This is a genomic window from Nonomuraea sp. NPDC050383, assembly GCF_044459125.1.
Lineage (GTDB): Bacteria > Actinomycetota > Actinomycetes > Streptosporangiales > Streptosporangiaceae > Nonomuraea.
Genome location: NZ_JBITIP010000002.1, coordinates 292,079 through 318,085 on the forward strand (window position 1 = coordinate 292,079; position 26,007 = coordinate 318,085).

Here is a 26,007-nt window from a genome sequence, read left to right on the forward strand (position 1 = left end):
GGCGACAACCTGCCCTGGCATCGTACCCTCGCCGCCCGCGGATGTCCGGCCGCTCGGGCGGCCTTGTGGGTCAGGTTTGTACGTCTCGATAGCATGGATGCCGTGAGTGAACTTCTCCCGGAGCAGACGTCCGACGACACCGACCGCGGCTGGGGCGACGAGCGCGACGAGGACCCGGACGCCTTCTACCTCGACAACAAGCCCCCGCACTGGGCCTGACCCTCCCGCGCCGGACGACAGGGCGGGACGAGAGATTCAGATGAGCGGGCCCGTCAGCTGACCACGTCCTTGTGGCGGAAGCGGCGGAAGGCCACCGCGACGAGGACCGCCGCGTAGGTGACCGATACCGACGCGCCCCTCACCATGCCGCTCAGATCGGGCTCGGGCGCCAGCGCGTCCAGCCACGCGGTGTTCCAGAACGTCGGCAGGAACTCCCGCACCGGCCCCAGCGCCTCCACGGCCTGCAGGATGGTGCTGACGATCCACAGCCCCACGGCCCCGCCCACCGCGCCGAGCGGCGAGTCGGTGACCGTCGAGATCAGGAAGGCCAGCGCCGCCACCACGAGCTGGCTGACGAGCGCGTACGCGATGACGATGCCGAAGCGCGGCAGCACGTCGAGGGCGGCGATCGTCTCACCCGTGCCGGGCACCTGGATGTCGTGCCAGCCGAACGCGAGCGTGCCCGCGAGCAGCGCCATCAGCGGCAGGCACACGACGGCCGTGGCCGAGTAGCCGAGCGCCACGATCAGTTTCTGCCGCAGCAGCCGGTCGCGCGGCACCGGCGCGGCCAGCAGGTAGCGCAGCGACGACCAGCTCGCCTCGCTGGACACCGTGTCGCCGCAGAACAGCGCGACCGCCACCACGAGCAGGAAGTTGGCCGACACCGACAGCACGAACGCCGCGAAGTTCAGCCCGCCGGCGGTCGCCAGGTCGGAGATGCGCAGCGTCGCCTGCTGCTGGCCACCTCCCTGGGGGCCGAGCTGGAAGGCCAGGACGAGGACCCACGGCAGCGCCAGCAGCAGCGCGAACATGGCCAGCGTCCGCCGGCGCTTGAACTGCCGGACGATCTCGACGCGCAGCGGCAGGGTGCGGCGGGGCGCGTAGCCGGGGGCGTGGGACGGCGTGTGACCGCCGGCCTGGCTGGGGGAGGCGGTCACGACTTCTCTCCGATGAGGTCGAGGAACACGTCTTCGAGGCGGGGGCCGTGACCGTTGGTCCGCACCGCTCCCTCCAGGAGCACGGACACCGGCCCGGCCGACACCAGGCGGCCCCGGTGCATGACCACGACGTGGCTGCAGGTCTGCTCCACCTCCGCCAGCAGGTGGCTGGAGACGATGACCGTGCGGCCGTCGCGGGCGTAGCGCTTGAGCACCTCGCGCATCTCCCGGATCTGGGGCGGGTCGAGCCCGTTGGTGGGCTCGTCGAGCACGAGCAGGTCGGGCAGGCCGAGCATCGCCTGGGCGATGGCCAGCCGCTGCCGCATGCCCTGCGAGTACGTGCGCACGGCCCGCTCCAGCGCCTTGCCCAGGCCCGCGATCTCCAGCGCCTCCTCGAAGTGCGCGTCGGCGACGGGCCGGCCGGTCGCCGCCCAGTAGAGCTCCAGGTTGTCCCGCCCGGACAGGTGGGGCAGGAATCCGGGCCCCTCCACGAACGAGCCCAGCCGCGACAGCACCGGCGCGCCCGGCGTGACCGGGTCGCCGAAGATGCGGATCTCGCCGCCGTCGGGCCGGATGAGGCCCATCATCATCCGCATCGTGGTGGTCTTGCCCGCGCCGTTGGGGCCGAGCAGGCCGAGCACCTGGCCGCTCTCCACCCGGAACGACAGCCCGTCCACGGCCTTCTCGCCGTTGCGGTACGCCTTGGTGAGCCCGCTGATCTCCAGCGGCACGTCCGCGCCGGACGCGGACCCGGTGACGGAGGCGGCCCGCGGCGCGGACCTGCGGCGGGCGTGGCCCGTCGCCAGCAGGACCACGGCCACGACGACACCGGCCAGCGGCATGGCCCACACCCACCAGGCGACGCCGGTCGCGGGCGTCTCCAGCGCGGCGACCGTCGGCACGGCCAGGGCGGGCGCGGCCAGCCCCACCTGGTACGAGGCCGCCTCGGCCGGCGTGGCGTAGCCCATGTCGGTGGTCGCCACCGTCAGCCGCAGCCGGTGCCCGGCGGCGAAGAGATGATCGACGGCCGGCAGCGCGACCGTCGCCTCGGCGCTGGTCGCGCCCTCCGGGATCGTCACCCGGAACGGCGCGACCAGCCCGGCGGGCAGCGTGGGCGGCTGGACGCCGTCGGCCACGTCGAGGAGCTTGGCGAACAGCGTCACCTGCCCCCTGCCCGACACCTTGAGCCGTACGGACGGGCTGCCGGTGAGCTGGAGCGGCGCGGTGAGCGGCGCGGAGTCGAAGGAGGCGCTCTGGCCCGGCATGTCGAGCGACACGCTCACGTTGGTCTGGCCGCCGCCCAGCAGGCCGTTGACGCCCGGCACCGTGGAGATCGCGGCGGGCGCGCCGCCGGGCGGGTTGACGATGTTCTGGTCGGGGCCGGTCAGCGTGACGGTGGTGGCCGCGGTGCCGCCGAGGCCGGGGTAGGCGCCGGTCTCCGGGTGCAGCCGGACGCGCTGGCGGGTGCCCGGGTCGCGCCCGGCGTCGCGGGTCACCGTGAACGGCTGCGCGACGGGGGAGCCGTCCTCCTTGAGGTGGCGGCCGAACCAGGCGGCCGTCTGCTCGTACAGCCAGTCCTCCTCGCCGTTGCCGCCGTCGTGGCCCCCGTCGAACCAGGCGACGCTCACCGGCGTGCCGGCGGCGGCGATGGCCCTGGCGTTGGCGTCGGCCTGCCCGAGCGGGAACAGCGAGTCACGCTGGCCCTGCAGGAGCAGCGTCGGCGCCTTGATGCGGCCGGCCACGGTGACGGGGCTGGAGGCGCGCAGCACGGCGATCGCCTCGGGCGTGGCCCGTCCGGTCTGGGCGACCTGCTGGTAGACGCCGCAGATCTCGGGCGTGAAGCGGCCGCAGCGCGCCTCCTCGGCCGTCAGCGGCCGGGCGCTGGGCCGGCTCAGCGCGCCCAGGCCCTGGATCTCGCCGCCGCCCCGGCCGAAGAAGAAACCCGCCCACATGCGCTTGAACACGCCGTTCTCCGGCCCCTTGCCGGTGGCGTCGGGGAACAGCGCGTCGGCCAGGTCGGCCCAGGTGATCTGCGGGACGATCGCGTCGACGCGGGTGTCGTAGGCGGCCGTCATCAACGCGATGGACCCGCCGTACGAGCCGCCGGCGATGCCCACCCGCGGGTCGCCCGGCCCGTCGAGCCGCACCTCCGGCCGCTTGGCCAGCCAGTCGACGAGCTGCTTGACGTCCTTGACCTCGTAGTCGGGGGAGTTGAGCGCGATCTGCCCGGTGGAGCGGCCGAAGCCGCGCGCCGACCAGGTGAGCACGGCGTAGCCGTCGCGGGCCAGCCGCGCGGCCTGGTCGCGCATGCCGTCCTTGCTGCCGCCGAAGCCGTGGGCGAGCAGCACGGCGGGGGCCTTCCCCCCGCCGGCCGGGGCGTAGAAGGTCGTGTCGAGCTCCACGCGCTGGTCGCCCGAAGGGCCGTCGAGGACGGCTATCCGCTGCTCGCTGTCGCGCGCGTCGGGCGCCGACGGCCACGCCAGCCACGCCCCCACTCCGGCCAGGATGAGCGCCACGAGGAGGGCGACCGCACGTTTCATGAGCGAGAGCCTACTTTCCGCACCTGAGAGGACCCTGAGATCTCGACCTGGCCGCATCGCTTCCGCCAGGCGTGGACGGTGGGCGCGATCGCCGTAAGATGCAGCCCGTGAAGGCACCAGCAATCGTCAGAAAGGCCGCCGCCTGGGCGGTTCCCTACTGGACGCGGGGACCGGCGGGCCGCGAGACGCCCGAGGACCTGTTCCGGGTCCTCTACTACGGGTGGCTGGTGGCGCTCACCCTCAAGCTGCTCGGCTCGGCGTGGGACGTCTCGTGGCACTTCAAGTGGCTGCGCGACGACCTGGCCCCGCCCCACCTGCTCAACTCCGCCGGCACCGCCCTGGCCCTCGTGCTGACCATCGTCCACGGCTACACCGGCTACGGCGTCGACCGGGCTGCGCTGCGGCTCATCCAGTGGGGCACGGGCATCTTCCTCGTGGCGGTGCCGCTCGACCTGATCAACCACCGCGTCAACGGGCTCGACATCACCTCGTGGAGCCCGTCGCACATCATGCTCTACCTCGGAACGTTCTTCATGATCGCCGGCGTCATCCGGGGCTGGTACACCGGCGCGCCGCCGGGCCGGGAGCGCACGGTGCTGCTGGGCGCGTTCTTCGCGTTCTTCCTGGAGAACGTGCACTTCCCCGAGCAGCACCAGGAGTACGGCGTGCTGTCGATCGGCGCGTGGGACAACCACGCGACCTACGCCGAGCCGATCCTGCTGCGGTTCGCGGCCGACCAGATGGGCCGCTCCGTCGACCGGGAGATGATGACCGCGTTCGCGCTGCCCGTGCCGGACGCCCTCTACCCCGTCTACGCGGTGGTCGCCGGGCTGAGCGTGCTCGTCGTGGCGCGCATGCTGATCGGCAGGTTCGGCGCGGCGACGCTGGTGGCGGCGGGCTATGTCGGGTTCCGGACGCTGGCCTGGCCGCTGCTCACCTTCACCGGCTTCCCGCCGTCGGCCGTGCCGTTCTTCCTCGTCGTCGGCGGGCTGTGCGTGGACCTCGCGTTCGCGGTGCGGATGGCGCCGGCCCGGGCGCTGCTCGGCGCCGTGGGCGTCACCGCCGCCGTCTACGGCGCGCTCGCGGCGCAGAGCGCGCTCATGGGCCAGGTGTACGGCGCGGTCAAGGGCCAGACGGGGCTGCTGGGCGCGCCGCCCCTGGCCACCGGCACGGCCGTCTGGGCCGGGGCGGGGCTGCTGGCGGCCTGGCTGGCCTTCGAGTGGTGGAGCGGCCGGGCCGGCCGTCAGCCGATCGAGGCCCGGGTGATCGCCACCGCCACTCCGTAGGCCAGGCCCATGACGGCCAGCTCGGCCGTCGCCCACGCCACCACGGCCGTGGCCGCGCCCCCGCGGATCGCCGGCAGCAGCCGGTAGCGGATGTGCGCGGCCAGCGGCACCAGCAGCGCCACCAGGGTCAGCTTGGCCAGCACCAGCAGGCCGTACTCACTGGTGAGCAGCGCGCCCGGCAGCTCGACGCCGGGCGTGAGCGCCATCGTGCCGAGCCCCGTCACCAGCCCGGACAGGCCCACCAGCAGCAGGCAGACCGTGGCGATCCTGGAGAAGCGGGGCAGCACGGCCGCCAGCAGCTCGCGGCGCGGCGCGACGAACACCATCACCGCGGCCAGGCCGCCCGCCCACGCCGCCGCCCCCATCACATGGGTCTCCATCGAGATCATGATGGGGTCGTGCCAGACCGAGTTCACCGCGTGGCCGGTCACCGGGATCGGCAGCAGCCCGAACAGCGCCACCACGATCCGCAGCTCGGCCGGCACCTTCTCGCCGAAGCGCACCGCCATGAGCCCGATGCCGGCCGCGGCCAGCGCGCACGCGGCGCTGAACAGCAGTCCCTGCCCGGTGCCGACGCTGTCGACGTAACCGGCGATCATCGCGGGCGTGGGCACGACGCCGGGGTTGAGCTCGGCCGTCTGGAAGACGATCGTGAGCAGCGCGCACGCCGCCCACACCCACGCCGCGGTGACGGTCACCGGCCGTACGCGGCGCATGACCGGCTCGGTGCGCTCGGGGGCGTTGAAGCCGAGCAGCTTGGGCAGCAGGCTCGTGCCGACGACGGCCACGGCGGCCAGGTCGAGCACCACCCGCACGACCGGCAGCCCGTACGCCACGAGGGGGCCCGGCATGGGGATGCCGGGCACGGCCTCCTGCGCGGTCAGGCCGGAGGCGACGACGGCGGCGACGACCGCGCAGGCCAGGAACACGCCGGCCACCACGCCACCGCCGACGGCGACGCCACGTCGCGGGGGAGCTTCGACGCTCACGCGCGCCCCTCCTCGCCGGAGCCGCCCGCGGGTCCGCCCACTGGGCCGCCCTCTGGGGGCTCACCAGGGGCGAGCCGGGAGCGGCGCAGGGCCACGCCGGTGCCGGCCGCCAGCAGCAGGAGCGCGGCCACGATCCACACCACGGCCATGCCCGCTCCGCCGTTGGCCGCCGCCTCGGCCGCCCGCGCGGTGTCCGCCTCGCCGGCCGCGGCGCTCTCCGCGGGGGCCGCGGAGCCCGCCGGGGACGCCGCCGCCCCGGCCGTGAGGCGGAAGCTGATCTTCCCTGTCACGGGGTGCCCGTCGGCCGACAGGATCCGGTAGCCCACCACGTACGCGCCCGCCGCCGTCAGCGGCCGGACCTTGACCGTCACCTTCTCGGCGGCCACGGACGCCGCCCCGTCGGCCATCGCCGCCCCGTCCGGGCCCGTGACGCCCACCTGTGCGTATCCCTGGCGCACCGCCTGATCGAACACCAGCGTGATCTGCGCGGGGGGCGCCGCCAGCGCCGCCCCGTCCTTGGGGTCGCTGCTGATGAGCACGTTGTGCGCGCGGGCCGGGAGCGAGATCCCCACCGCGGCCGACGCGAGCAGCAGGACCGTGAGTAGCCGCCTCACCGATCGAGAACCTTCCCTTGAACGCGTTCCAAACCCGTCTATGCTCCCACCCGTGACGGACCCGCTCGCCAGGCGGGCCTGAGCCGGACCACCGCGGGGCGCGGCCGGCGGCGGTCACAGGTCGGCGGGGGTCAGGCCCAGCTCGGCCGCGGCGGCCGTCCGGATGAGCTGGTTGGCGCGGCGGCGCGACAGCGCCTTGGGGTGGACCTGGATCTGGATGGCGAGCCCGTCGATGAGCGCGAAGATGCGCCAGCTCGCCCCCTCCGGGTCCTCGCAGTCGAACTGGCCGTGCCTCACCCCGTCCTCGATGATGCCCCGCAGCACCTGCCGGCCCTGCTGGTCCAGCCTGCGCGTGGTCTCCTCCAGCTCGGCGCTGCGGATCGACTCCGCCCAGGCGTCGATCCACAGCCGCCAGCCGTCGGCCGACCCGGCCGGGGAGCAGCGCCTGAGCAGCGTGCGCAGCCGTTCCAGCGGGGGCCGCTGCAGGCGCTCGATGCTCTCCAGCGTGTCGCGGTGCAGGCGGGCTGCGTAGGCGAAGGCCTGGGCGAACAGCCGGTCCTTGGTCTCGAAGTGGTAGAAGAGCAGCGCCTGGCTCACGCCGGCGGCCCGGGCGATGTCGAGTGTCCTGGTGTGCCCGAACCCCTGCGAGGAGATCACCTCGCAGGCTGTCTTGAGCAAGTCCTCACGTCGTAATCGGCTGAAACCTGGTGTCACAGCGGGCCACTCTAACTAGGGATCAGAGCGAGATATAGGACAAACCAGGCATGGGTATGGGAGCGTGACCAGCAGGTGCGGTCAGACCGCCCTGAGCGGCAGCCGCAGGACGAACCGGGCCCCGGCGTCGGAGTCCTCCAGCGTGAGCGTGCCGCGGTGGGCGTGGGCGATGTCCCGGGCGATGGACAGGCCGAGCCCGGTGCCGCCGGCGTCGCGGTTGCGGGAGGCGTCGAGCCTGGTGAAACGCTGGAAGACGAGCTCACGCTGCTCCGGAGCGATGCCGCCGCCGTCGTCCACGACCTCCAGCGTCGCCTGGCCGTCGGCCCTGCGCACGGTGACGCTGACCGTGGACTCGGCGTGACGCTCGGCGTTGTCGAGCAGGTTCGTCAGCAGCCGGGCGAGTTGCAGGCGGTCGCCGGTCACCACCACGCCCTGCTCGAGCGTGGTGGCGAGCTTCTTCGCGCGCGGCCTGGCCGTCTCGGAGCCCACCAGCTCCGCGAGGTCCACCGGCTCCCGGACCATGGGCGACCCCGCGTCCAGCCTGGCCAGCGTCAGGAGGTCGGTCACGATGGCCTGGAGCCGGTCGAGACTGGACAGCAGGGCGCGGCCGATCTCCGGCCAGTCGGCGTCCTCGGGGTGCAGCATCGCCTCCTCGACCTGGGCGCGCATCGCGGTGATCGGGCTGCGCAGGTCGTGGGAGGCGTCGGAGGCGAACCTGCGCTGCTGCTCCACCGCCGCCTCCAGCCGGTCGAGCGTCTGGTTGGCGGTCTGGGCCAGCGACGTGATCTCGTCCGCCCGGCCGGGCACGGGCACGCGTTTGCCCAGGTCAGTGCTGGTGATCTCGGCGAGTTTGTCGCGGATCTCCTCCACGGGCGCCAGTGTCCCGGCCACCACCCGCGACACGCCGAACCAGGCCAGCGCCACCATGGCCACCGAGATGCCGATGAGGAACGCCAGCACGGCCGGATGGACGTACCAGGGCACCGTGCTCCCGACGGCGTACACCATCCAGTCGCCGCTCTGCTGGTAGACCCGGAAGACGGACATGAACTCGCACCGGCCCGGCCAGTAGGGCAGGTCGCAGATCACCTGCATGCGGGTGGCGCTGTACACGTCGGGCACGACGGCGCTCATGCGCGGCCTGCCGACGAGGTTGTCGGTGGAGGCGATCACCCGTCCCTGGGCGTCGACCACCTGGATGCCGTCCAGGTCGCTGGAGATCACGGTGGGCAGCGCGCCGCGTTTGACCAGGTGGACCACCTGCAGGCCGGAGGTCAGCACCTCCGTCTTGCGGTAGTCCTCCGCGGTGCTGTGAACGGCCCAGAGCACGAACGCGTTGACCACGACGCTGAGCAGCACCATGGCGATCCCCGCGAACAGCGTCAGGCGCGTCCGGATGGACCTGCCGAACCGTGTGACCAATCCTTTCCCCCCGGTGATCAGATGATCACACTAAGTCGCTCTCGTCCTAATCAACGGAGATTCACCGGCAAATCCGGATAAAAGGTGCATAAGTCGGTGCTCTATGCCGGTCCGGCGGGGCTGGTTAGAGTAAGTGAACACTGATGCCGGAGGAGAGAACGTGAATCTCGACGAGTACCGGCGGGCCGCCAGGGCATGGCTGCTCGAGAACGCGCCCACCGGCGACGCCGCCGGCGAGGACGCGGTTTCCCACGCCAAGGACTTCATGGCCAGGCTGTACGACGCCGGCTACTCCGGCATCACCTGGCCCGAGCGATGGGGCGGCCAGGGCCTGACGCAGGCCGAGGAGCGCGCGTTCGCCGCCGAGGCCCGCCACTTCTCCCTGCCCACCTACGTCTTCTCCATCGGGCTGGGCATGACCGGGCCCACCCTGGTGGACCGGGGCACCGACGAGCAGCGCGAGCGATTCGTCCGGCCGCTGCTGCGCGGCGAGGAGATCTGGTGCCAGCTCTTCTCCGAGCCGGGCGCCGGCAGCGACGTGGCCGCCCTGCAGACCCGCGCCGTCCGCGACGGCGACCGCTGGATCGTCAACGGGCAGAAGGTGTGGACGTCGGTCGCCCAGCACGCCGACTGGGGCCTGCTGCTCACCCGCACCGACCCCGAGGCGCCCAAGCACCGGGGCCTGACCATGCTCGTCGTCGGCATGCGCGACCCCGGCGTGACGGTCCGGCCGCTCAAGGACATGACCGGCCGCGCCCACTTCAACGAGGTGTTCCTCGACGACGTGGTGGTGCCCGACGCGCACCGGGTCGGCGACGTCGACGACGGCTGGGGCGTCGCCGTGACGACCCTCCTGCACGAGCGGCTGTCGATCTCCTCCGGCGTCGGCATGGGCCGGGCCAAGGACGACCCCACCTCGCTGGAGGCCCTGCGCCGCACCGCCGACACCAGCGACCCGCTGGTCCTCGACGAGCTGGTCGAGCTGCACATCCGCAGCCGGGCGCTGGCCCTGTTCAACCAGCGGCTGGCACAGGAGGCGGAGGCGGGCCTGTTCCCCGGCGCCCGCGGCAGCGCCGCCAAGCTGCTGCTGGCCGAGCTGACCCTGTTCGAGGCCGACCTCGCCACCCGGCTGGCCGGCCCCTCCGCCGTCGCGGGTCCCGGCGACGCGGGCCCGCTCGCGCACGCGATCTCCCTGGCCCCCGCCATGTCGCTGGGCGGCGGCACCAACGAGATCATGCGCAACATCATCGGCGAGCGCGTGCTGGGCCTGCCGCCCGGACCGCGCGTGGACAAGACCGTGCCGTTCAAGGACCTGAAGGTGGGGACGCAGGGATGAGGCTCGTGCTCACGCCGGAGCAGCGGGAGCTCCGGGAGGCGGTCCGCTCGTTCCTGGCCGCCGTCTCGCCGCTGCCCAAGGTCCGCGAGGGCTACGACCCCGCGGTCCACGCCCGCCTCAACGGCGAGCTGGGTTTGTCCGGGCTGATCGTCCCCGAGGAGTACGGCGGAGCGGGCGCCGGCATGGCGGAGCTGGCCGTGGCGCTGGAGGAGACGGGCGCGGCGCTGCTGCCGGGGCCGTTCCTGGCGACCGCGTTCGCCGCCCTCGCGCTCACCCGCGTACCGGACAAGGAGCTGCTGACCGGGATCGCCGAGGGCCGGATCGCCGCCACGCTCGCGCTGCCCGTCACCTCCCAGGACGTGGCGGCGCGGGCCGCGGGCGGCGAGGTGGCGGGGAGCGGGGTGGCCGGGGTTTCCGTGCGGGGGACGCTGCCGCAGGTGCTGAGCGGCACGGAGGCCGCCGTGCTCCTCGCCACGGCCTCCGCCGGGGACGGCCCCGTGCTGGTGGCGGTGGACCTCGACGGCCCCGGCGTCACCCGGACGCCGCTGGAGACCCTCGACCTCACGCGCGGCCAGGCCCGCGTGGAGCTCGCCGACGCGCCCGCCCGGGTGCTCGGCCCGCTCGGCCCGGACGGGGACGCCGCCGTGGGCGACCTGGTGGCCGTCGCGCTCGCCGCCGAGCAGCTCGGCGTGCTGCGCGCCGCGCTGGACGCCATCGTCGCCTACGCCAAGATCCGCGTCACCTTCGGCCGGTACATCGGCTCCTACCAGGGCGTCAAGCACAAGCTGGCCGACATGCACTGCAAGCTCGAACAGGCCGACTCCATCGTCCGCTACGCCGCCTGGGCCGCCGGCGAGGCGCCCGCCGAGCTGCCGCAGGCCGCCGCGCTCGCCCAGGCGTACGTCGGCCGCGCCTGCTTCGAGGTGGCCCGCGACCACCTCCTGCTGCACGGCGGCGTCGGCTTCACCTGGGAGCACGACGCGCACCTGTACTACAAGCGGGCCAAGGCCGACGAGGTGCTGCTCGGCCCGCCCCGCGTCCACCGCGCCCGCCTCGCCGCCCTGATGGAGGCGTGATGGCGGCCGACGGGCCCACGGCAGGGCATCCGCCGGGTTTCTACGCGCTGGCCGCCGCCGACCCCGGCCGGCTCGCGGTGATCGACGCCGACGGCACCCGGACCACGTACGGCGAGCTGCTCGCCCGCGTCAACCAGGTCTCCCACGGCCTGCGCGCCCGCGGGCTCGGCACCGGCGACGTGGTCGCGGGCGTGCTGCCCAACGGCCTCGACGCCGTCGTCATGCTCATGGCCACCGGGCAGATCGGCCTGTTCTACGTGCCGGTCAACTGGCACCTCACCGAGCCGGAGATCGCCTACATCCTCGGCGACTGCGACGCGGGCCTCGTCGTCACCGGCGAGGCGTACGCGGACAAGGTGCCGGCCGGCGCCGAGATCGGCACGGCCGGGCTCGCCCAGGGGCAGCCGGACACCGCGCCCGGCGGGCGCACCTCGGGCGCGGTCATGTGGTACACCTCCGGCACGACCGGCTTCCCCAAGGGGGTGCAGCGCCGGCTGTCCGGCGCGGAGCCGGAGGCGGTTGCCCCCCTCTACACCTGGTTCCTCGGCGAGGTGGTGGACCTGACGCCGGGCGAGGGCGTGCACCTGGTGACCTCGCCGATGTACCACTCCGCGCCGTGCGCGCACACGCAGTTCGCGCTGCACCTCGGGCACACGGTGGTGATCACGGCCGGGTTCGAGCCGGTGCACGTGCTGGAGCTGATCCAGCGCCACCGGGTGACGAACGCCATGATGGTGCCGACCATGCTGCACCGCATGCTCCAGCTCCCGCGCGAGGTCCGGGCGTCGTACGACGTGTCCAGCCTGCGGCAGGTGATCCACACGGCCGCCGCCTGCCCGGTGGCGGTCAAGCGGGAGATCATGGAGTGGTGGGGGCCGGTGCTGTACGAGTACTACGGCTCGACGGAGTCCACGATCGCGTTCGCGGTCAAGCCGCGGGAGTGGCTGGCCAGGCCCGGCACGGTCGGCCGTCCCGCGCCGACGTTCGAGGCGCGCATCCTCGACGAGGACGGCCGCGAGCTGCCGCCCGGCGAGCCGGGCATGGTGTACGTCAAGTCGAGCCTCGGCCGGTTCGAGTACCGCAACGACCCGGCGAAGACGGCCGCCAGCATGCGCGGCGAGTGGTACGCCCCCGGCGACATCGGCTACCTCGACAAGGACGGCTACCTGTTCCTCTGCGACCGGCGCAGCGACCTCATCGTCTCCGGCGGCGTCAACATCTACCCGGCCGAGGTCGAGGCCGCGCTCCTGGAGCACCCGTCGGTCGCCGACGTGGCGGTCATCGGGGCGCCGGACGAGGAGTGGGGGCACCGCGTGGTCGCGCTCGTCCAGCCCGCCCCCGGTGCCACGCCGGGCCCGGAGCTGACGGCCGAGCTGCTGGAGCACTGCGCGCCGCGACTGGCCCGGTTCAAGCACCCCCGGGTGGTGGAGTACCGGGAGAGCCTGCCGCGCACGCCGACGGGCAAGCTGTCGCGCTCCAAGGTCCGCGAGGCGTACCTGTCGCGGCTCACGGACTCATGACATCGGCGGACTCATGACCCCGGCGGGCTCATGACGCCGGCCGGCGGGCCGCGGCCCGCCGGTACCGCTCGCTGAGCACAGCCACCGCCTCCACCAGCTCCGGCGGGTCCAGCACCTCGAAGTCCACGCCCAGGAACCCCAGCCACGCGGCCATCCCGCCCACGTCGTCCCCGCCCAGCCGCAGGAGGCAGGTCGCCTCGTCCACCGGCTCCGGCTCCAGGCCGGGAGGCAGGTGGCCCACCTGCCCGGCCGGGGCGTGCAGCAGCACCGTCGCCCGGTAGCGCCACATCGCGGTGTTGACGCCCTTCTCCACGTACATGGCCACGTCGCCGTCGCCGGGCAGCTCCCGCGGGGCGAACCGCGGCCCGGACGGGACGCGCGGGCGCAGCCGGTCCACCCGGAACGTCCGCCAGTCCTCCCGCCGCACGTCGTAGCCCAGCAGGTACCACCGGCCGCGCCGGTGCGCCAGCCGGTACGGCTCCACGTCGCGCGCCGTCACCTCACCCTCGTGGCCGGTGTAGTCGAAGCGCAGCCGCTCCCGGTCGCGGGCGGCGTTGGCGATCGTCGTCAGCACCTCCGGGGCGACGGAGGGGGCGACGGAGGGGGCGCTGCCGGGGACCTGCACCGTGTAGGCGTTCAGGGCGCTCACCCGGTGCCGCAGCCGCGACGGCAGCACCTGCTCCAGCTTGGCCAGGGCGCGCACCGAGGTCTCCTCGATGCCCTCGACGCCGCCGCCCGCGGCCCGGCCCAGCCCGACCGCCACCGCGACGGCCTCCTCGTCGTCCAGCAGCAACGGCGGCAGCGCGGCGCCCGCCCCCAGCCGGTAGCCGCCCGCGACGCCGGGCGTGGCGTGGACCGGGTAGCCGAGGCTGCGCAGGCGCTCGACGTCGTTGCGGATGGTCCGGGTCGACACCCCGAGCCGCCCGGCCAGCTCGGGGCCCGACCACTCCCTGTGCGCCTGGAGCAGGGACAGCAGCTTCAGCAGGCGCGCGGACGTTTCCAGCATGCGCCCAGTCTGCCGCCTATCGAGGAAGGCCCGCTTCCGCGTTCAGGTCTCCCGCCACGGCCACGACGAGCTTGCCGAGGTAGTGGCCGTCCTCGCTGCGGCGATGCGCGTCGGCGGCCCGCTCCAGCGGGAACACCTCGGCGATCGGCAGCCGCAGCGCCCCGTCGCGCACCAGCGGCAGCACCTCGGCGAACACCTCCTCCAGAGGCGCCCCCGGCGACCCGGTGGTGAAGACGACGCCGTGCCGCGCGGCGCCCGCCGGGTCGGCGATGGTGACCACCCGCGCCGGATCGCCGGTGAGCCGCACCGAAAGCCCGAGGACATCCCGGCCGGAGGCGTCCAGCACCAGGTCCACCGGACCGGGCAGCCGCTCCTCCAGCCCGTCGCCGTAGGTCACCGGGTGGATGCCGATCTCGCGCAGGAAGGCGTGGTGCCGCTCGCCCGCCGTGCCGACGACCGTGGCCCCCCGGGCCACGGCGAGCTGCGCGGCGACCAGGCCGACACCGCCCGCCACGGCGTGGATCAGCAGCGTGCGGCCGGCCGGATCGCCGAGCAGGCCGAGCGCGCGGTAGGCGGTCTCGGCCGCCACGGGCAGCGCGGCGGCCCGCTCGTACGCCAGCCACTCGGGCTTGGCCAGCAGGTCGCCGGCGGAGGCGAGCGCGTGCGTGGCGAGCGCCCCCGTGGCGCGGCCGAACACCGGCCGCCCCACCTCCCAGCGCGTGACGCCCGGCCCGACGGCGTCCACCGTGCCCGCCAGTTCGAGGCCGGTGCCCGAGGGGCCGTCCGGCGGCGCCCCCATCAGGCCGGAGCGGATCTTCCAGTCGACCGGGTTCACCCCGGCCGCCCTGACCGCCACCCGCACCTGCCCGGGTCCCGGCTCGGGCGGCGGCGCCTCCTCCAGCTCCAGCACCTCCGGGCCGCCGTGACGGCGGTAGCGCACGGCCTCGGCCGTGACCAGCAGCACCGCCTTGCCCACCAGCTCGCGGCCGGCCAGGGCGGCGTGGGCCTCCGCCGCCTCCCGCAGCGGCACCGCCCTGCCGACGACCGTGGACAGGCGGCCCGCCGCCGCCTCGGCGAGCGTCCGGCCGGCGAGCGTCCGGAACTCCTCAGGCGTGAACTGGACCTGCTCCATGCCGACCAGCCGCACCCCCCTGCGCTCCGCCTCCGCCGGGTCCACGGGCGCCGGTGAGCCCTCCGCCGCGCCGTAGGCGAAGAACACGCCGCCCGGCGCCAGCCGCCCGAACGCCGCCACGCCCACCTCGCCGCCCACGCCGTCCAGCACCACGTCGTACTCGCCGGTGATCTCGTCGTAGCCGGTCGTCCCCGCGGCGCCGAGCCCCGCGGCCGCCGCCCGCTTTGCGGTCCCGCGCGCCGCCGCGGTCACGTGGGCGCCCGCCGCGGCGGCCAGCCGCACCAGGGGCAGGCCGAGCGCGCCGCCCGCGCCGGTCACCAGCACGCGGGAGCCCGGCTTGAGCTCGGCGGCGTCGATCAGGCTGAGCGCCGCCGGGCCCACCTGGATGAGCGCGGCGGCGTCGCGCAGCCGCACCTCGCCGGGCACCGGCACGACCGTCGCCACGTCCGCCACCGCCAGCTCGGCGTACCCGCCGCCGGCGGGCAGCAGCGCGGCCACGCGCCGCCCGGCCCACGAGGGATCGACCCCCTCGCCGGTCGCGAGCACGCGCCCGGCCACGCCGGTGCCGGGCACGTAGGGCGGCTCGTGGGAGAACCACTCACGCCCCCACCCCGACCGCAACTGCGCGTCCAGCGACATGACGTCCACGACCGCCACGCCGATCAGCACCTGTCCCGGCCCCGCGACGGGGTCCGGAGCCTCCCGCGGCTCCAGCACCTCGGGCCCGCCGAACCTCGTCACCTCGATGGTCTTCATGCCACCGAGCATGCAACCCCAAGCGCGATTGAGGTCAAGCCGCTATCCGCCCAGCAGCTTCTGCGTCTGCTGGACGACGGTCAGCACGGTCAGCGTGCCGAAGAAGGCGATCGACCAGACCAGCGCGGCCAGCCGGTACGACCGGACCTTGATGGCGGCCGGCAGGGCGCGGCGGTTCAGCACGATGAGCAGGATCGAGTACACGAACATCATCACGGCCGCGAAGCTCGCCGACAGCACCAGCAGGATCAGCGGCTGGTCGAAGCCGAGCAGCAGGACGGCGATGCCGACCAGCGTCATGGCCCAGACCACGATGAAGTAGACCCGGTTGACCGAGACGGCCCGGTCCCTCAGGTAGACGGTCTTGATCGTGTCGGACGCCAGCCGCGAGGTGTAGTCCACGATGCCCATCGCCGAGGCGAACAGCGCCAGCGCCCCGATCACCCAGAACAGGACCCCGAACCACGTGCCGACCTCGCTCTGCAGCGTCTCGCCCTCCACCTTGAGGAACCCGATGCCGTTGGCCAGGCCCGGCTTCCCGTGCACGGTCGAGTAGGCCAGCATCGACATGAACGCGATCGTCAGGAACGACACCAGCGCGAACGTGGTGGCCTGCTCGACGTTGGCGAAGCGCCACCAGGCCCGCCACCGGGCCATGTTGGCCTTGGTGGGCGCGAACTGGAAGCCCGTCGAGGAGGCCGCCTCCTCGTGCCCGGTGACCGGGCTGACCAGGCGCGGCACGTACAGGCCCATGCCGAAGCCCTTGTCGCGGATCCAGTTGCTCTGGCACAGGTTCTGCCCGCCGCCCGCGCCCGCGTAGGCGATGGCGCCCATGAGCAGCGCGAAGTCCAGCGGCGGCACCGGGACGCGGGCGCCCACCGTCAGCCCCTTGCCCAGCTCCACCCAGCTCTGGGCGGTGATGGCCAGCACGACCGCCACCACCACCAGGATCGTCACCAGGGCGATCTTCACGAAGATCACCCGTTCCAGCGCGACGTAGATGACCGGCGCCAGCGTCAGACCGAGCGCGATCACCAGCAGCATGCCGATCGCGATCCAGCGCACGCTGCCCTGGCCGGAGCCGGTCAGGTACGTGACCATGGTGGCCGACGTGGTCACCCAGCCCGGCCACAGGTTCGACGCGAGGGTCATCGCGACGAACACGATGCCCCAGTGCCGCCACATCCGGCTGAACCCGGTCAGCGCGGTCTCCCCGGTGGCCAGCGTGTAACGCTCGATCTCCATGTTGAGGAACCACTGCGTGATGATGCCGATCGCCGCACCCCAGATGAACACCAGCCCGACCTGGGAGGCGATGTACGGCCAGAGGATGAACTCGCCGGAGGCGAGCCCCACGCCCGCGCCCACCAGCCCCGGGCCGATGATGCGCCAGGGGGAGCGCGGCGGTTCGGGCAGGTCGCGGACAGTGACGGACGGCAGGACTCGTGCGGGGACGGTCGGAGTGAACTCCGTCATCGCGGATCTCCTTGTTCGACTCCCGGAGGGAGCTCAAACCAGCGGAAACCCGTTTATTTCCTGGTTTTCACTGACATATTCACATTTGCACAACATCCGCGGTCAAGCTCCGAGAGCAGATCCGCCCGCGCCGCGTGTCGCCACCACGTACGCGCCGGCGTCCGTGAACCCCACCACCCGGCCGCCCTCCCGCATCAGACCGCCCAGCACGTCACGCACGGCCAGCCGCCACGCCTTGGCCGCGCCCGGGTCCCGCCGCCGCAGCGTCTCGATGTCGTGCGGCGTCGCCACCAGCACCACCGGCCCGTCCGTACGCCCCCTCACCGGCCGCTCGTCCTCCACATCCAGCCCCACGGTGTACGGCGGGGGCGGCGTGTCGGCGGGCGGCCCGGTCAGGTCCCAGACCGTGACCAGCCGGTCGGACTCGTCGCCCTGGTTGATCGCGTCGGTCATCGTGCCGTAGAAGCTCTCCACGTACGACTCCGGCCGGGCGCCGAGCTTGGCCAGGTTGAAACGGGCGTTGCGCCGCACCAGCGGATCGAAGGTCCAGCTGATCCGGTCCAGTCCGTGCTCCCGGCACCAGGCGCGCTGGTGCAGCTTGAGCGCGTACCCGATGCCGCGGCCGGCCCGCGCGCCGGTCACGTGCGAGTGCAGCGTGCGCTCCGCGGCCCGGAACCCGACCGACGCGCCCAGCATGACGTCGTCCTGGTAGGCGGCGGCCACGTAGCCGCCCGCGTGCGCGAACGTGATCATCAGTTCGAGGGTGACGGGAGGATCGCCCGGACTGAAGTGCCAGATGTCGTCGAAGAGCCGGTAGACCTGCTGGAAGTCGCCGATCGCGTGCAGCTCCCGGACCACCACCCCGACCCGGGCCGCGGCCTCCTTCGCGTCCCGTCCGGCGGCGTCGCCCCCGGCCGCCGCCCGCTGCTCACCCATCAACGCACGCCCTTTCCCGTCATGCCCCTGTGCCTGATGCCGCTCTGCCTGATGCCCTGGTGCCTGACGCCGCTGTGCCTCATGCCCCTGTTCCTCATGCCGCGGGCCCCCATGCTCCTGTGCCGGGGTCCGCGCTCCTGCCCGCCGTGCCCCGGCTCTCGGCGTCACCGGCGGCTTCGGAGGCCAGGGCGTACCCGGCTCCCCGGCCGTCGGCCCGCCGTGCCAGCCGCCCCGCCGAGACCCGTACGGCGCTCTCCGTCTCGTCGCGCACGGACGCCGTCCCGGCCGCCGCGGTGACGCGCCCGCTCTCGTCGCACACGACCCGCACGCCCGGCCACGCGCCCGGAGGCAGGGCCGCCCGCAGGTGCGCACCCACGCGGGCCAGCGCGAACCGTGCCAGCGGCCCCAGCTCACCCGGGTCGCCCGTCACCACGACCAGGGTGACCGGCAGTCCGGCGGGCGCGGCCCGTACGGCCTCCTCCAGCGCGGAGAGCCGGCGCAACCCGAGGAACAGCAGCAGCCCGTCGCCCCCCAGATCGACGGGCGTCCCCAGCAGCGCGTCCGTGGCCGCCGGGGGCCCCCATGGGCCGTCCGGAGCGTACGGCTCCAGCGCCAGGACGGGCGGCAGCGGGGCGGGGCCGGGATCAAGCCCGGCGAGCCGCTCGCACGCCCGCACGAGATCCTCCCGCGCCTCTCCCGGCTCCGCCCACCCGTGACCCTGTCCGAGAACGCGCCCGTGATCGCGCCCGTGATCGCGCTCCTGATCGCGTCCGAGGTCGTGCCCCTGATCGCGTCCGAGATCGTGCTCGTGACCGGTGCTGCGACCGTCGGCATGGCCGGAGGCGAGGGCGGCACGCTGGGACGCTCCCTGGAGCATGGTCAGCGCCGCCGCCGCCACCCGCACCAGCCGCCGACCGGGCCGCGCGTCGAGCCGCTCCATGGCCAGCCCGAGCAGCGTCGCGTACAGGGACATGAGCTGCGCGAACGCCGACCGGCTCGCCTCGTCGGCCTGCACCTGCGGCACCAGCTCCCGCCACACGGCCGTCGCGCTCCCCGGCACGGGGTCGTCCAGCCATGCCCGCGCGACCGCTCCGAGCACCGCGGCCACGTCCCCGCCCGCTCCGGCCGCGGACGGGCGCCCGGAACGCGCGGCCCCCAAGAGCGGCCCGTCGGGCCCGTGCGGCCCGTGCGGCCCGTCCGGCCCGTCCGGTCGGTCCGGTCGGTAGGCGTCGGCGAGGACGGAGAAGAACAGGGCCCGTTTGCCGGGGAAGTTCGAGTAGACCGCGCCCCGCGTGAGTCCCGCCCGCTCCGCTATGTCGTCGATCTTGACGTCGCGGAAGCCCCGCCCGGCGAACTCCTCACGCGCCGCGGCCAGGACACGCGCCCGGTTGCGCTCCTGCGACTCCGCCCTCGTGATCCTCCCCATCCGCTCACGATATCGCCCTGGCCATCGCCCGGATCAGGCCCCCGATCAGGCCAGCCGCTCCCCGAGGAACCGGCGCAGGTTCTCCCCGATGATCTTGCTGACGTCCTTCTCCGGCAGGCCGCGCCGGAGCAGCCCCTCGGTCACCAGAGGCAGCCCCCGGGGTCCCTCCAGACCCGGGACGGCCGCCTTCCCGTCCACGCCTCGCGGGTCCAGGTCCTCGCAGCAGGGCGGGGTCAGGTCCTCCATGACCTCGCGGATGAAGTCGGGGCCGAGGCCGACGTGGTCGACGCCGGCCACGGCCACCACGTGTTCGATGTGGTCGAGCACGTGGTCGAGCGTCGCCGCCCGGGCGTCCTCCGTGAGGAAGGGGGCGAAGAAGTTCACGCAGATGACGCCGCCGGTGGCGGCCACGCCGCGGATCTGGTCGTCGGTGAGGTTGCGGTGGTGGTCGCGCAGCGCGCGGGCCGCCGAGTGCGTGGCCATGACCGGCTCGGTGGCCAGTTCCAGGACGTGGGCCACTCCCGGCGCGCCCAGGTGCGACACGTCGAACACCATGCCGAGCCGTTCCATCTCCCTCAGCGCGGCGACGCCGTGCGTGGTCAGGCCGCTGCCGGTCGCGTCCTCGCCGCTGCCGTCGGCCAGCGGCGTGCGGCCGAAGTGCGCGATCGAGGCGATCCGGACGCCGAGCCGGTACGCGGTCGAGATCAGCTCCACGCTCGCGTCCAGTCCCGGCATGCTCTCCAGCGCCAGGACCAGCGCGATCCGGCCCGACTCCAGGGCCTCCTCCACGTCGGCGGCCCTGAGGCAGAGCCGTACCTCCTCGGGGTTGCCCTCGGCGATCACGTGCGCGCACTCGATCATGCGCAGCGTCTGCCGCAGCGCCCCCTCGGGGCGGTACTGGTCGTCCACGAACACCGGCAGCACCTGGAGCCGGACCCCGCCCTCCCGCAGCTGCGGCAGCCACTGCTCGCGGAAGAAGGCGGCCCACCGCTCGGGCGGGCGGGCCGAGACGGCCATGAGGAGGTCGTTGTGGGCGTCCGCCACGACGGAACGGCGATGGAGGGATGAGGTCATGCACCGGACGCTACCGCCCACATCCCACCGAGTCCGCGGGGTGCGTCCGCACCAGGTGGGTCAGGGGGCGGGGCGCACGTGCCGGTACGCGCGGCGCGGCGGGCGGGACGTCAGTCTGCGGTAGAGGGTGGTGGTGCCGGGCCAGTTGTTGGTGACCCGGCCGTCGGCCGTCTTGTACCAGCTGCGGCAGCCGTCCTGCCACACCATCCGCTCCATCGCGTCGCCGAGCCGCCGCCTCCAGGCCGCCATCGCCTCCGGCCGCACCTCCATCGGCCCGTGCGCGGACAGGTGCGGCAGGCAGGCCATGACGTGGTTCACCTGGCATTCCAGCATGAAGACGATCGAGTTGTGGCCCAGGTTGGTGTTGGGCCCGTACAGCAGGAACAGGCTCGGGAAGCCGGGCATCGAGATCCCGAGGTACGCCTCCGCGCCGGCGCCCCACCGCTCCGCGAGGTTCGCGCCGTCGCGGCCGGTGACCCTCATCGGCGCGAGGAACTCGGTGCTCCGGAACCCGGTGGCGTAGACGATCGTGTCGGCCGGATGGAGCCCCTCGGCCGTCTCGACACCCTCCGGCGTGATACGGATGATCTTCTCGGTGACCACGTCCACGTTCGGCCTGGTCAGGGCGGGATAGAAGGCGCTGTCGATCAGGACGCGCTTGCAGCCCGGCGGGTAGCCCGGGGTGAGCCTGGCGCGCAGGGCCGGGTCCGGCACCTGGCGATGCAGGTGCCCGAGGGCGCGCTTGCGCAGCAGGTCGGCGCTCCAGCCCCGGGCGAGGGCCGGGTACAAGGTCGCCTCGGCGTACCGGTGGATCCACTCCCGGTACGCCCGCTGCGCACCCGGCACGTACCGCAGGGCGAGCCTGGCCCAGGGGCCGAACGCGGCGTCGGGCTTGGGGATCACCCAGTTCGGGGTGCGCTGGAAGACCTCCAGCCGTCCGGCGGCCCGGGCGACGAGGGGGATGAGCTGGGCGGCGGACGAGCCGTTGCCGATCACGGCCACCCGCCTGCCCGTCAGGTCGTGGGCGTGGTCCCAGCGGGCGGAGTGAAAGGACGTACCCGCGAAGTCGGAAATTCCGGGTATGTCGGGGAGATGGGGGCGGTTGAGCTGCCCCACGGCCGCCACCACCACATCGAACGCCTCCACGGAGCCCTGCGCTGCGGAGACCGGCGCTGCGGAGGCGGGTGCTGCGGCGTCCGGTGCCGCGGAGGCAGGTGCCGCGGCCGGATGCGCCTCCATGGGCTGCGCGGGGGAAGCCGGCGCGGTGGTGACCTGCCATCGGGAGCCGTCGAAGTCGGCGCTCACGACCTCGGTATTGAACCGGATTTTCCGCCTGACGCCGTATTTATTGGCGCAACGATGTAGGTAGCCCAGAATCTCGGGCTGCTCCGCGTAGCGCCGCGTCCAGCTCGCGTACCTCTCGAACGAGTACGAGTACAGGTGCGACGGGATGTCGCAGCCCGCGCCCGGATAGGTGTTGTCCCGCCACGTCCCCCCGAGGTCGCCCGCCTTCTCGAACACCGTGTACGTCGTGATGCCGGCCCGTTCCAGCCGGATGGCCATGCACAGCCCGCCGAACCCCGCTCCGATGATCGCGATCCTGGGTGCCATCCACGCCTCCTCGAAGGATGGGGAACCAGCTCACGCTACGCCCGGCCCGTCCCGTACGACAGCCCTCGACGACCACGGCGGCGCCTGCTGCCAGGACTGCGACGTCGCCCGGCGGGCCCGCGGTCGGGCCACGACATCCGTCGGGACGGGCCGGCGGGCGGCCGCCGTCGGGGACGGTCCGCCCCGCCGTTCCCGATAGTCTGCCCAGGTGGCTGCAGTGACGCTGGCAGAGGTGATCGAGGTGCTCGAGGCGGCCTACCCGCCCGCCCGGGCCGAGTCGTGGGACGCGGTGGGCCTGGTCTGCGGAGACCCCGCCCAGCCGGTGCGGCGGGTGCTGTTCGCGGTGGACCCGGTGACGTCCGTGGTGGACGAGGCCGTCGAGTGGGGCGCCGATCTGATCGTCGTCCACCACCCGCTCTACCTGCGCGGCACCACCACCGTCGCCGCGAACACGCCCAAGGGCCGCCTCCTCCACACCCTGATCAAGCGCGACATCGCCCTCTACACCGCCCACACCAACGCCGACGTCGCCAACCCCGGCGTCTCCGACGCGCTGGCCCGCGCCGTCGGCCTGGTGGGCGACCTGGTGCCGCTGCGGCCGTTCCCGGACGACCCGTGGCGCGGCCTGGGACGCGTCGGCGAGCTGCCGGAGCCGGTGACGCTGGAGGAGTTCGCGGTCGCGGTGGCCGGCGGCCTGCCGAAGACGTCGTGGGGCATCCGTGTCGCCGGCGACCCGTCGCGCCGCGTGGCCCGCGTCGCCGTCAGCGGGGGAGCGGGCGACTCGCTGCTGGAGACGGCCCGCGCGGCGGGCGTCGACGCCTTCCTGACCGCCGACCTGCGGCACCATCCGGCCAGCGAGTTCGCCGAAGCGGGCGGCCCCGCGCTGATCGACGCCGCCCACTGGGCCACCGAGTGGCCCTGGCTGGACGGCGCGGCGTCCATCCTGCGCGGCGGTGGCGTTACCGTTGAGACGCGCGTCTCCGCCGCGGTCACCGATGCTTGGACAAAAGGATATTGATCATGAAAGCAGCCCCTGACGCCCAGAAGCGACTCCTCGACCTGGCAGAGCTGGACGCCGTCGTCGACCGGCTCGCCCACCGTCGCCGTACGCTGCCCGAGCTGGCCGAGATCGACGAGCAGTCCAAGCGCTACGCCAAGCTCGCCACCGAGGTGATCGAGGCCGAGACCGAGGCCGGCGACCTCGCCCGCGACCAGACCAAGGCCGAGGGCGACGTCGACACCGTCCGCGCTCGCGCCGAGCGCGACCAGAAGCGGCTCGACTCCGGCGCCGTGACCTCGCCGAAGGACCTCGCCAGTCTCCAGTCCGAGATCGCCTCCCTGCACCGGCGGCAGGGCGACCTCGAGGAGGTCGTCCTGGAGATCATGGAGCGGCGCGAGGCCGCCGACAGCAAGGTCACCGACCTGCGCGCCAAGGCCGACGAGCTGGCCGCCGCCCGTGCCGCCGCCGAGGACCGCCGCGACGCCGCGCTCGTCGAGATCGACAAGGAGGCGGGGGAGGCCCAGGGCCGCCGCGCCGCCGTCGCCGGCGACATCCCCGCCGACCTGCTCGCCCTGTACGAGAAGCTCAGGCAGCAGTACGGCGTGGGCGCCGCCATGCTGCGCGGCGGCCGTTGCCAGGGCTGCAAGGTGGCCCTGTCCATCGCCGAGATGAACCGCATCAAGGCCGCCCCCCACGACGACGTGGTGCGCTGCGACGAGTGCCGCCGCATCCTCGTCCGGACCGCAGAGTCGGGCCTGTGACGTCGTACGTCATCGAGGCCGACGGGGGCTCGCGCGGCAACCCCGGGCCGGCCGGTTACGGTGCCGTGGTCCGCGACGCCTCCGACGGTCAGGTAGTGGCGGAGACGGCCGAGGCCATCGGGGTCACGACCAACAACGTCGCCGAGTACCGCGGCTTGATCGCCGGCCTGCGCGCCGTCCTCGGCGTGGCCGGTGAGGGCGCGGCCGTCGCGGTGCGGATGGATTCCAAGCTGGTCGTCGAGCAGATGGCCGGCCGCTGGAAGATCAAGAACGAGGGGCTGCGCCCGCTCGCCGTCGAGGCGGCCGAGCTGGCGCGGCGGCTGCGCGTGACGGAGTGGACGTGGATCCCCCGCGCCCGCAACACCCACGCCGACCGCTTGGCCAACGAGGCCATGGACGCCGCCGCCAAGGGCCTGCCCTGGAGACGCTCGGCCTCCGCCGGCACCGAGACCGCAGCGGCGCCGCGCCCCGGAGCCGCCGGCCCGAGGCAGGGCGACCAGACGGACCTGCTCGACCAGCCCACCACCTCCCCCGGCCGTTCCGCCGGGGCCGCCTCCGACGACCTCTCGGCGCCCACGGCCTCCGTCGCCGCCGCGCAGGAGCGGCAGGGCGGCGTGCGGTCCCAGGGCACCGGCTGGGGCCCGCCCACCCGCGTGGCCACCTCCCTGCTGCTCCTGCGGCACGGCGAGACGCCGCTCTCGGTCGAGCGCCGGTTCTCCGGCCTCGGCGACGCCGAGCTGACCGAGCACGGCCTCGCCCAGGCCGGGGCGGCGGCCGAGCGGCTGTCCCGGCCGCCGTACAAGCTGGACGTCATCGTCAGCTCCCCGCTAGCGCGCGCCCGGCGCACCGCGCAGGCGGTGGCCGAGCGGACCGGCCTGCCCGTCGAGGTGGACGACGACCTCAGGGAGACGGACTTCGGGGCGTGGGAGGGTCACACGTTCACCGAGGTGCAGCGGCGGTGGCCGGAGGAGCTGACCCGCTGGCTGGCCGACCCCGGCACGGCCCCGCCCGGCGGCGAGAGCTTCACCCAGGTGGCCGAGCGCGTCCAGCGGGCCTCGGACCGGCTGCTCGAACGCTACGAGGGCCGTACGGTGCTGGTCGTCTCGCACGTGACGCCCATCAAGACGCTCCTGAGGCTGGCCCTGATGGCCCCGCCGGAGGCGCTGTACCGGATGCACCTCGACGTGGCCTGCCTGTCGCTGGTCGAGCACTACGCCGACGGCCGCTGCGTGGTGAAGTCGTTCAACGACACCGCCCACCTGCGATAGTCTCACGGAGACGAGCCGGCCGGGCGACCGCGTCGGGCCCCTTCACGGGGCTCGCCGAGGAAGGTCCGGGCTCCACAGGGCAGGGTGGTCGGTAACACCGACCCGGGGTGACCCGCGGGACAGTGCCACAGAGAACAGACCGCCTCCCGTCCGCGGGAGGTAAGGGTGAAACGGTGGTGTAAGAGACCACCAGCGCCCACGGTGACGTGGGCGGCTCGGTAAACCCCACCCGGAGCAAGGTCAAGAAGGGACGCTCTCCGGAGCGTCCCGCGCGCGACGTTCGAGGGCTGCCCGCCCGAGCCGCGCGGGTAGACCGCTTGAGGCCGCCGGCAACGACGGCCCTAGATGGATGGTCGCCCCTTCGGCAACGAAGGACAAAACCCGGCCTACAGGCCGGCTCGTCACTTCCACCCCTCTGAGCAGGGGTGAGGGTACATACTTCCTTCTTGCTTCTTGTCCCGGCTCTGTTCCGCCAGGTCTTTCTCGATCTCAGCGTCGATCGCGCCACGCCCGAGGGCCTCGTCGTCGGGGAACAGGTGCCCGTACGCGTCGAACGTCTCGCTGATGGTCGCGTGACCGAGACGCCGCTGAATGCTCTTCGGGTTGAGGTTCGCCGCGATCAGGGTCGAGGCGTAGTAGTGGCGGAGGTCGTGGAACCGCGTTCCCTTGGGGAGCCCCGCCTTCTCGACGGCCTCGCGCCAGCAATCCCCGAATGACGAGCGCCGGGGGATCTTGCGGTGGCCAGGATGAAGGCGCGACGGCAGAGTCAGGCCGACGGAAACGACGATGACGGACCTAGCGGTGACAAGAGCTCCGGCCGGGTTCCAGGGCTTTTGAGAGGCACTACACGCGTGCGCGCGGGGCCGTCCCGTTCTGGCCGAGCGCAACGGGCAACGCTGCGTGATTG

The 26,007-nt window shown here is 73.6% G+C and carries 21 protein-coding genes and 1 other RNA gene; 8 read left to right on the forward strand and 14 right to left on the reverse strand.

Features of this window, described 5'->3' with window-relative positions; all coding sequences use genetic code 11:
• Positions 1 to 272 precede the first annotated feature (272 nt).
• Positions 273 to 1,157, reverse strand: coding sequence for an ABC transporter permease (locus tag ACIBG4_RS06110; protein WP_397200901.1), 885 nt, complete (start codon positions 1,155 to 1,157; stop codon positions 273 to 275).
• Complete coding sequence (locus tag ACIBG4_RS06115; RefSeq protein WP_397200902.1) at positions 1,154 to 3,697, reverse strand: alpha/beta fold hydrolase; 2,544 nt, start codon at positions 3,695 to 3,697, stop codon at positions 1,154 to 1,156. The genes ACIBG4_RS06110 and ACIBG4_RS06115 overlap by 4 nt, the downstream gene beginning before the upstream one ends.
• Before the next feature lie 98 nt (positions 3,698 to 3,795).
• Here ACIBG4_RS06115 and ACIBG4_RS06120 point away from each other — a divergent pair, with 98 nt between their 5' ends.
• Positions 3,796 to 4,983 (forward strand): hypothetical protein, encoded by a 1,188-nt coding sequence (locus tag ACIBG4_RS06120; protein ID WP_397200903.1) that lies wholly within the window; start codon positions 3,796 to 3,798, stop codon positions 4,981 to 4,983.
• Here ACIBG4_RS06120 and ACIBG4_RS06125 read toward each other — a convergent pair.
• From ACIBG4_RS06125 to ACIBG4_RS06140, 4 genes are all read right to left on the reverse strand, one after another.
• The gene (locus ACIBG4_RS06125; protein WP_397200904.1) at positions 4,941 to 5,972 is read right to left on the reverse strand and encodes a CopD family protein; all 1,032 of its coding nucleotides are present in this window, start codon (positions 5,970 to 5,972) and stop codon (positions 4,941 to 4,943) included. The two genes, ACIBG4_RS06120 and ACIBG4_RS06125, sit on opposite strands and share 43 nt — an antisense overlap.
• A complete protein-coding gene (locus ACIBG4_RS06130) occupies positions 5,969 to 6,586 on the reverse strand; it encodes a copper resistance protein CopC (RefSeq protein ID WP_397200905.1) in 618 nt (205 codons plus the stop codon). Before ACIBG4_RS06130 ends, ACIBG4_RS06125 begins: the two co-directional genes overlap by 4 nt.
• Before the next feature lie 114 nt (positions 6,587 to 6,700).
• Positions 6,701 to 7,264, reverse strand: coding sequence for a TetR family transcriptional regulator C-terminal domain-containing protein (locus tag ACIBG4_RS06135; protein ID WP_310710890.1), 564 nt, complete (start codon positions 7,262 to 7,264; stop codon positions 6,701 to 6,703).
• Positions 7,265 to 7,381: 117 nt separating this feature from the next.
• The gene (locus ACIBG4_RS06140) at positions 7,382 to 8,722 is read right to left on the reverse strand and encodes a sensor histidine kinase (protein WP_397200906.1); all 1,341 of its coding nucleotides are present in this window, start codon (positions 8,720 to 8,722) and stop codon (positions 7,382 to 7,384) included.
• A gap of 160 nt (positions 8,723 to 8,882) precedes the next feature.
• Here ACIBG4_RS06140 and ACIBG4_RS06145 point away from each other — a divergent pair, with 160 nt between their 5' ends.
• From ACIBG4_RS06145 to ACIBG4_RS06155, 3 genes are read left to right on the forward strand one after another with little or no spacing between them, the layout of a single operon-like run.
• Entirely contained in the window at positions 8,883 to 10,058 is a 1,176-nt protein-coding gene (locus ACIBG4_RS06145) for an acyl-CoA dehydrogenase family protein (RefSeq protein WP_397200907.1), read from the forward strand.
• Complete coding sequence (locus tag ACIBG4_RS06150) at positions 10,055 to 11,134, forward strand: acyl-CoA dehydrogenase family protein (protein ID WP_397200908.1); 1,080 nt, start codon at positions 10,055 to 10,057, stop codon at positions 11,132 to 11,134. Before ACIBG4_RS06145 ends, ACIBG4_RS06150 begins: the two co-directional genes overlap by 4 nt.
• Positions 11,134 to 12,654: an AMP-binding protein gene (locus tag ACIBG4_RS06155; protein ID WP_397200909.1), complete on the forward strand. Its 1,521-nt coding sequence runs from the start codon at positions 11,134 to 11,136 to the stop codon at positions 12,652 to 12,654. Before ACIBG4_RS06150 ends, ACIBG4_RS06155 begins: the two co-directional genes overlap by 1 nt.
• 28 nt (positions 12,655 to 12,682) lie before the next feature.
• Here the strand turns inward: ACIBG4_RS06155 and ACIBG4_RS06160 are convergent, their stop codons facing one another.
• From ACIBG4_RS06160 to ACIBG4_RS06190, 7 genes are all read right to left on the reverse strand, one after another.
• Entirely contained in the window at positions 12,683 to 13,660 is a 978-nt protein-coding gene (locus ACIBG4_RS06160; RefSeq protein WP_397200910.1) for a helix-turn-helix transcriptional regulator, read from the reverse strand.
• Positions 13,661 to 13,676: 16 nt separating this feature from the next.
• A complete protein-coding gene (locus ACIBG4_RS06165; protein ID WP_397200911.1) occupies positions 13,677 to 15,548 on the reverse strand; it encodes a zinc-binding dehydrogenase in 1,872 nt (623 codons plus the stop codon).
• A 42-nt stretch (positions 15,549 to 15,590) separates the two neighbouring features.
• On the reverse strand, positions 15,591 to 17,024 hold the full coding sequence (locus ACIBG4_RS06170; RefSeq protein WP_397200912.1) for an Nramp family divalent metal transporter: 1,434 nt from the start codon (positions 17,022 to 17,024) through the stop codon (positions 15,591 to 15,593).
• A 102-nt stretch (positions 17,025 to 17,126) separates the two neighbouring features.
• Positions 17,127 to 17,960 carry a GNAT family N-acetyltransferase gene (locus tag ACIBG4_RS06175; RefSeq protein WP_397200913.1) on the reverse strand — a complete coding sequence of 278 codons (834 nt, stop codon included), beginning with the start codon at positions 17,958 to 17,960 and terminating at the stop codon, positions 17,127 to 17,129.
• A gap of 94 nt (positions 17,961 to 18,054) precedes the next feature.
• On the reverse strand, positions 18,055 to 19,386 hold the full coding sequence (locus ACIBG4_RS06180) for a TetR family transcriptional regulator (protein WP_397200914.1): 1,332 nt from the start codon (positions 19,384 to 19,386) through the stop codon (positions 18,055 to 18,057).
• 45 nt (positions 19,387 to 19,431) lie between these two features.
• The gene (locus ACIBG4_RS06185; RefSeq protein WP_397200915.1) at positions 19,432 to 20,460 is read right to left on the reverse strand and encodes a dipeptidase; all 1,029 of its coding nucleotides are present in this window, start codon (positions 20,458 to 20,460) and stop codon (positions 19,432 to 19,434) included.
• A 60-nt stretch (positions 20,461 to 20,520) separates the two neighbouring features.
• Positions 20,521 to 22,071 carry a flavin-containing monooxygenase gene (locus tag ACIBG4_RS06190; protein WP_397200916.1) on the reverse strand — a complete coding sequence of 517 codons (1,551 nt, stop codon included), beginning with the start codon at positions 22,069 to 22,071 and terminating at the stop codon, positions 20,521 to 20,523.
• Positions 22,072 to 22,288: 217 nt separating this feature from the next.
• Between ACIBG4_RS06190 and ACIBG4_RS06195 the strand changes: the two genes are divergently transcribed.
• The 4 genes from ACIBG4_RS06195 to rnpB all read left to right on the forward strand — a co-directional run bounded on the left by ACIBG4_RS06195 (position 22,289) and on the right by rnpB (position 25,505).
• A complete protein-coding gene (locus tag ACIBG4_RS06195; protein ID WP_397201235.1) occupies positions 22,289 to 23,089 on the forward strand; it encodes a Nif3-like dinuclear metal center hexameric protein in 801 nt (266 codons plus the stop codon).
• Between the two features lie 2 nt (positions 23,090 to 23,091).
• The gene (locus tag ACIBG4_RS06200; protein ID WP_310710902.1) at positions 23,092 to 23,832 is read left to right on the forward strand and encodes a C4-type zinc ribbon domain-containing protein; all 741 of its coding nucleotides are present in this window, start codon (positions 23,092 to 23,094) and stop codon (positions 23,830 to 23,832) included.
• Positions 23,829 to 25,100 (forward strand): bifunctional RNase H/acid phosphatase, encoded by a 1,272-nt coding sequence (locus ACIBG4_RS06205; RefSeq protein WP_397200917.1) that lies wholly within the window; start codon positions 23,829 to 23,831, stop codon positions 25,098 to 25,100. Before ACIBG4_RS06200 ends, ACIBG4_RS06205 begins: the two co-directional genes overlap by 4 nt.
• Positions 25,101 to 25,111: 11 nt before the next feature.
• An RNA gene (gene rnpB / locus ACIBG4_RS06210) (RNase P RNA component class A) lies at positions 25,112 to 25,505 on the forward strand.
• On the opposite strand, the gene ACIBG4_RS06215 is transcribed toward rnpB, so the two are convergent.
• On the reverse strand, positions 25,502 to 25,987 hold the full coding sequence (locus ACIBG4_RS06215; protein WP_397200918.1) for a tyrosine-type recombinase/integrase: 486 nt from the start codon (positions 25,985 to 25,987) through the stop codon (positions 25,502 to 25,504). The two genes, rnpB and ACIBG4_RS06215, sit on opposite strands and share 4 nt — an antisense overlap.
• Between the last annotated feature and the right edge of the window lie 20 nt (positions 25,988 to 26,007).

Excerpts from the sequence above, each read along its gene's own strand:
- ACIBG4_RS06160 (WP_397200910.1), bottom strand. The coding sequence starts at position 13,660 with ATGCTGGAAACGTCCGCGCGCCTGCTGAAGCTGCTGTCCCTGCTCCAG.
- ACIBG4_RS06120 (WP_397200903.1), top strand. The coding sequence starts at position 3,796 with ATGCAGCCCGTGAAGGCACCAGCAATCGTCAGAAAGGCCGCCGCCTGG.
- ACIBG4_RS06200 (WP_310710902.1), top strand. The coding sequence starts at position 23,092 with ATGAAAGCAGCCCCTGACGCCCAGAAGCGACTCCTCGACCTGGCAGAG.
- ACIBG4_RS06170 (WP_397200912.1), bottom strand. The coding sequence starts at position 17,024 with ATGACGGAGTTCACTCCGACCGTCCCCGCACGAGTCCTGCCGTCCGTC.
- ACIBG4_RS06175 (WP_397200913.1), bottom strand. The coding sequence starts at position 17,960 with ATGGGTGAGCAGCGGGCGGCGGCCGGGGGCGACGCCGCCGGACGGGAC.
- ACIBG4_RS06115 (WP_397200902.1), bottom strand. The coding sequence starts at position 3,697 with ATGAAACGTGCGGTCGCCCTCCTCGTGGCGCTCATCCTGGCCGGAGTG.
- ACIBG4_RS06190 (WP_397200916.1), bottom strand. The coding sequence starts at position 22,071 with ATGGCACCCAGGATCGCGATCATCGGAGCGGGGTTCGGCGGGCTGTGC.
- ACIBG4_RS06165 (WP_397200911.1), bottom strand. The coding sequence starts at position 15,548 with ATGAAGACCATCGAGGTGACGAGGTTCGGCGGGCCCGAGGTGCTGGAG.
- ACIBG4_RS06155 (WP_397200909.1), top strand. The coding sequence starts at position 11,134 with ATGGCGGCCGACGGGCCCACGGCAGGGCATCCGCCGGGTTTCTACGCG.
- ACIBG4_RS06185 (WP_397200915.1), bottom strand. The coding sequence starts at position 20,460 with ATGACCTCATCCCTCCATCGCCGTTCCGTCGTGGCGGACGCCCACAAC.
- ACIBG4_RS06150 (WP_397200908.1), top strand. The coding sequence starts at position 10,055 with ATGAGGCTCGTGCTCACGCCGGAGCAGCGGGAGCTCCGGGAGGCGGTC.
- ACIBG4_RS06180 (WP_397200914.1), bottom strand. The coding sequence starts at position 19,386 with ATGGGGAGGATCACGAGGGCGGAGTCGCAGGAGCGCAACCGGGCGCGT.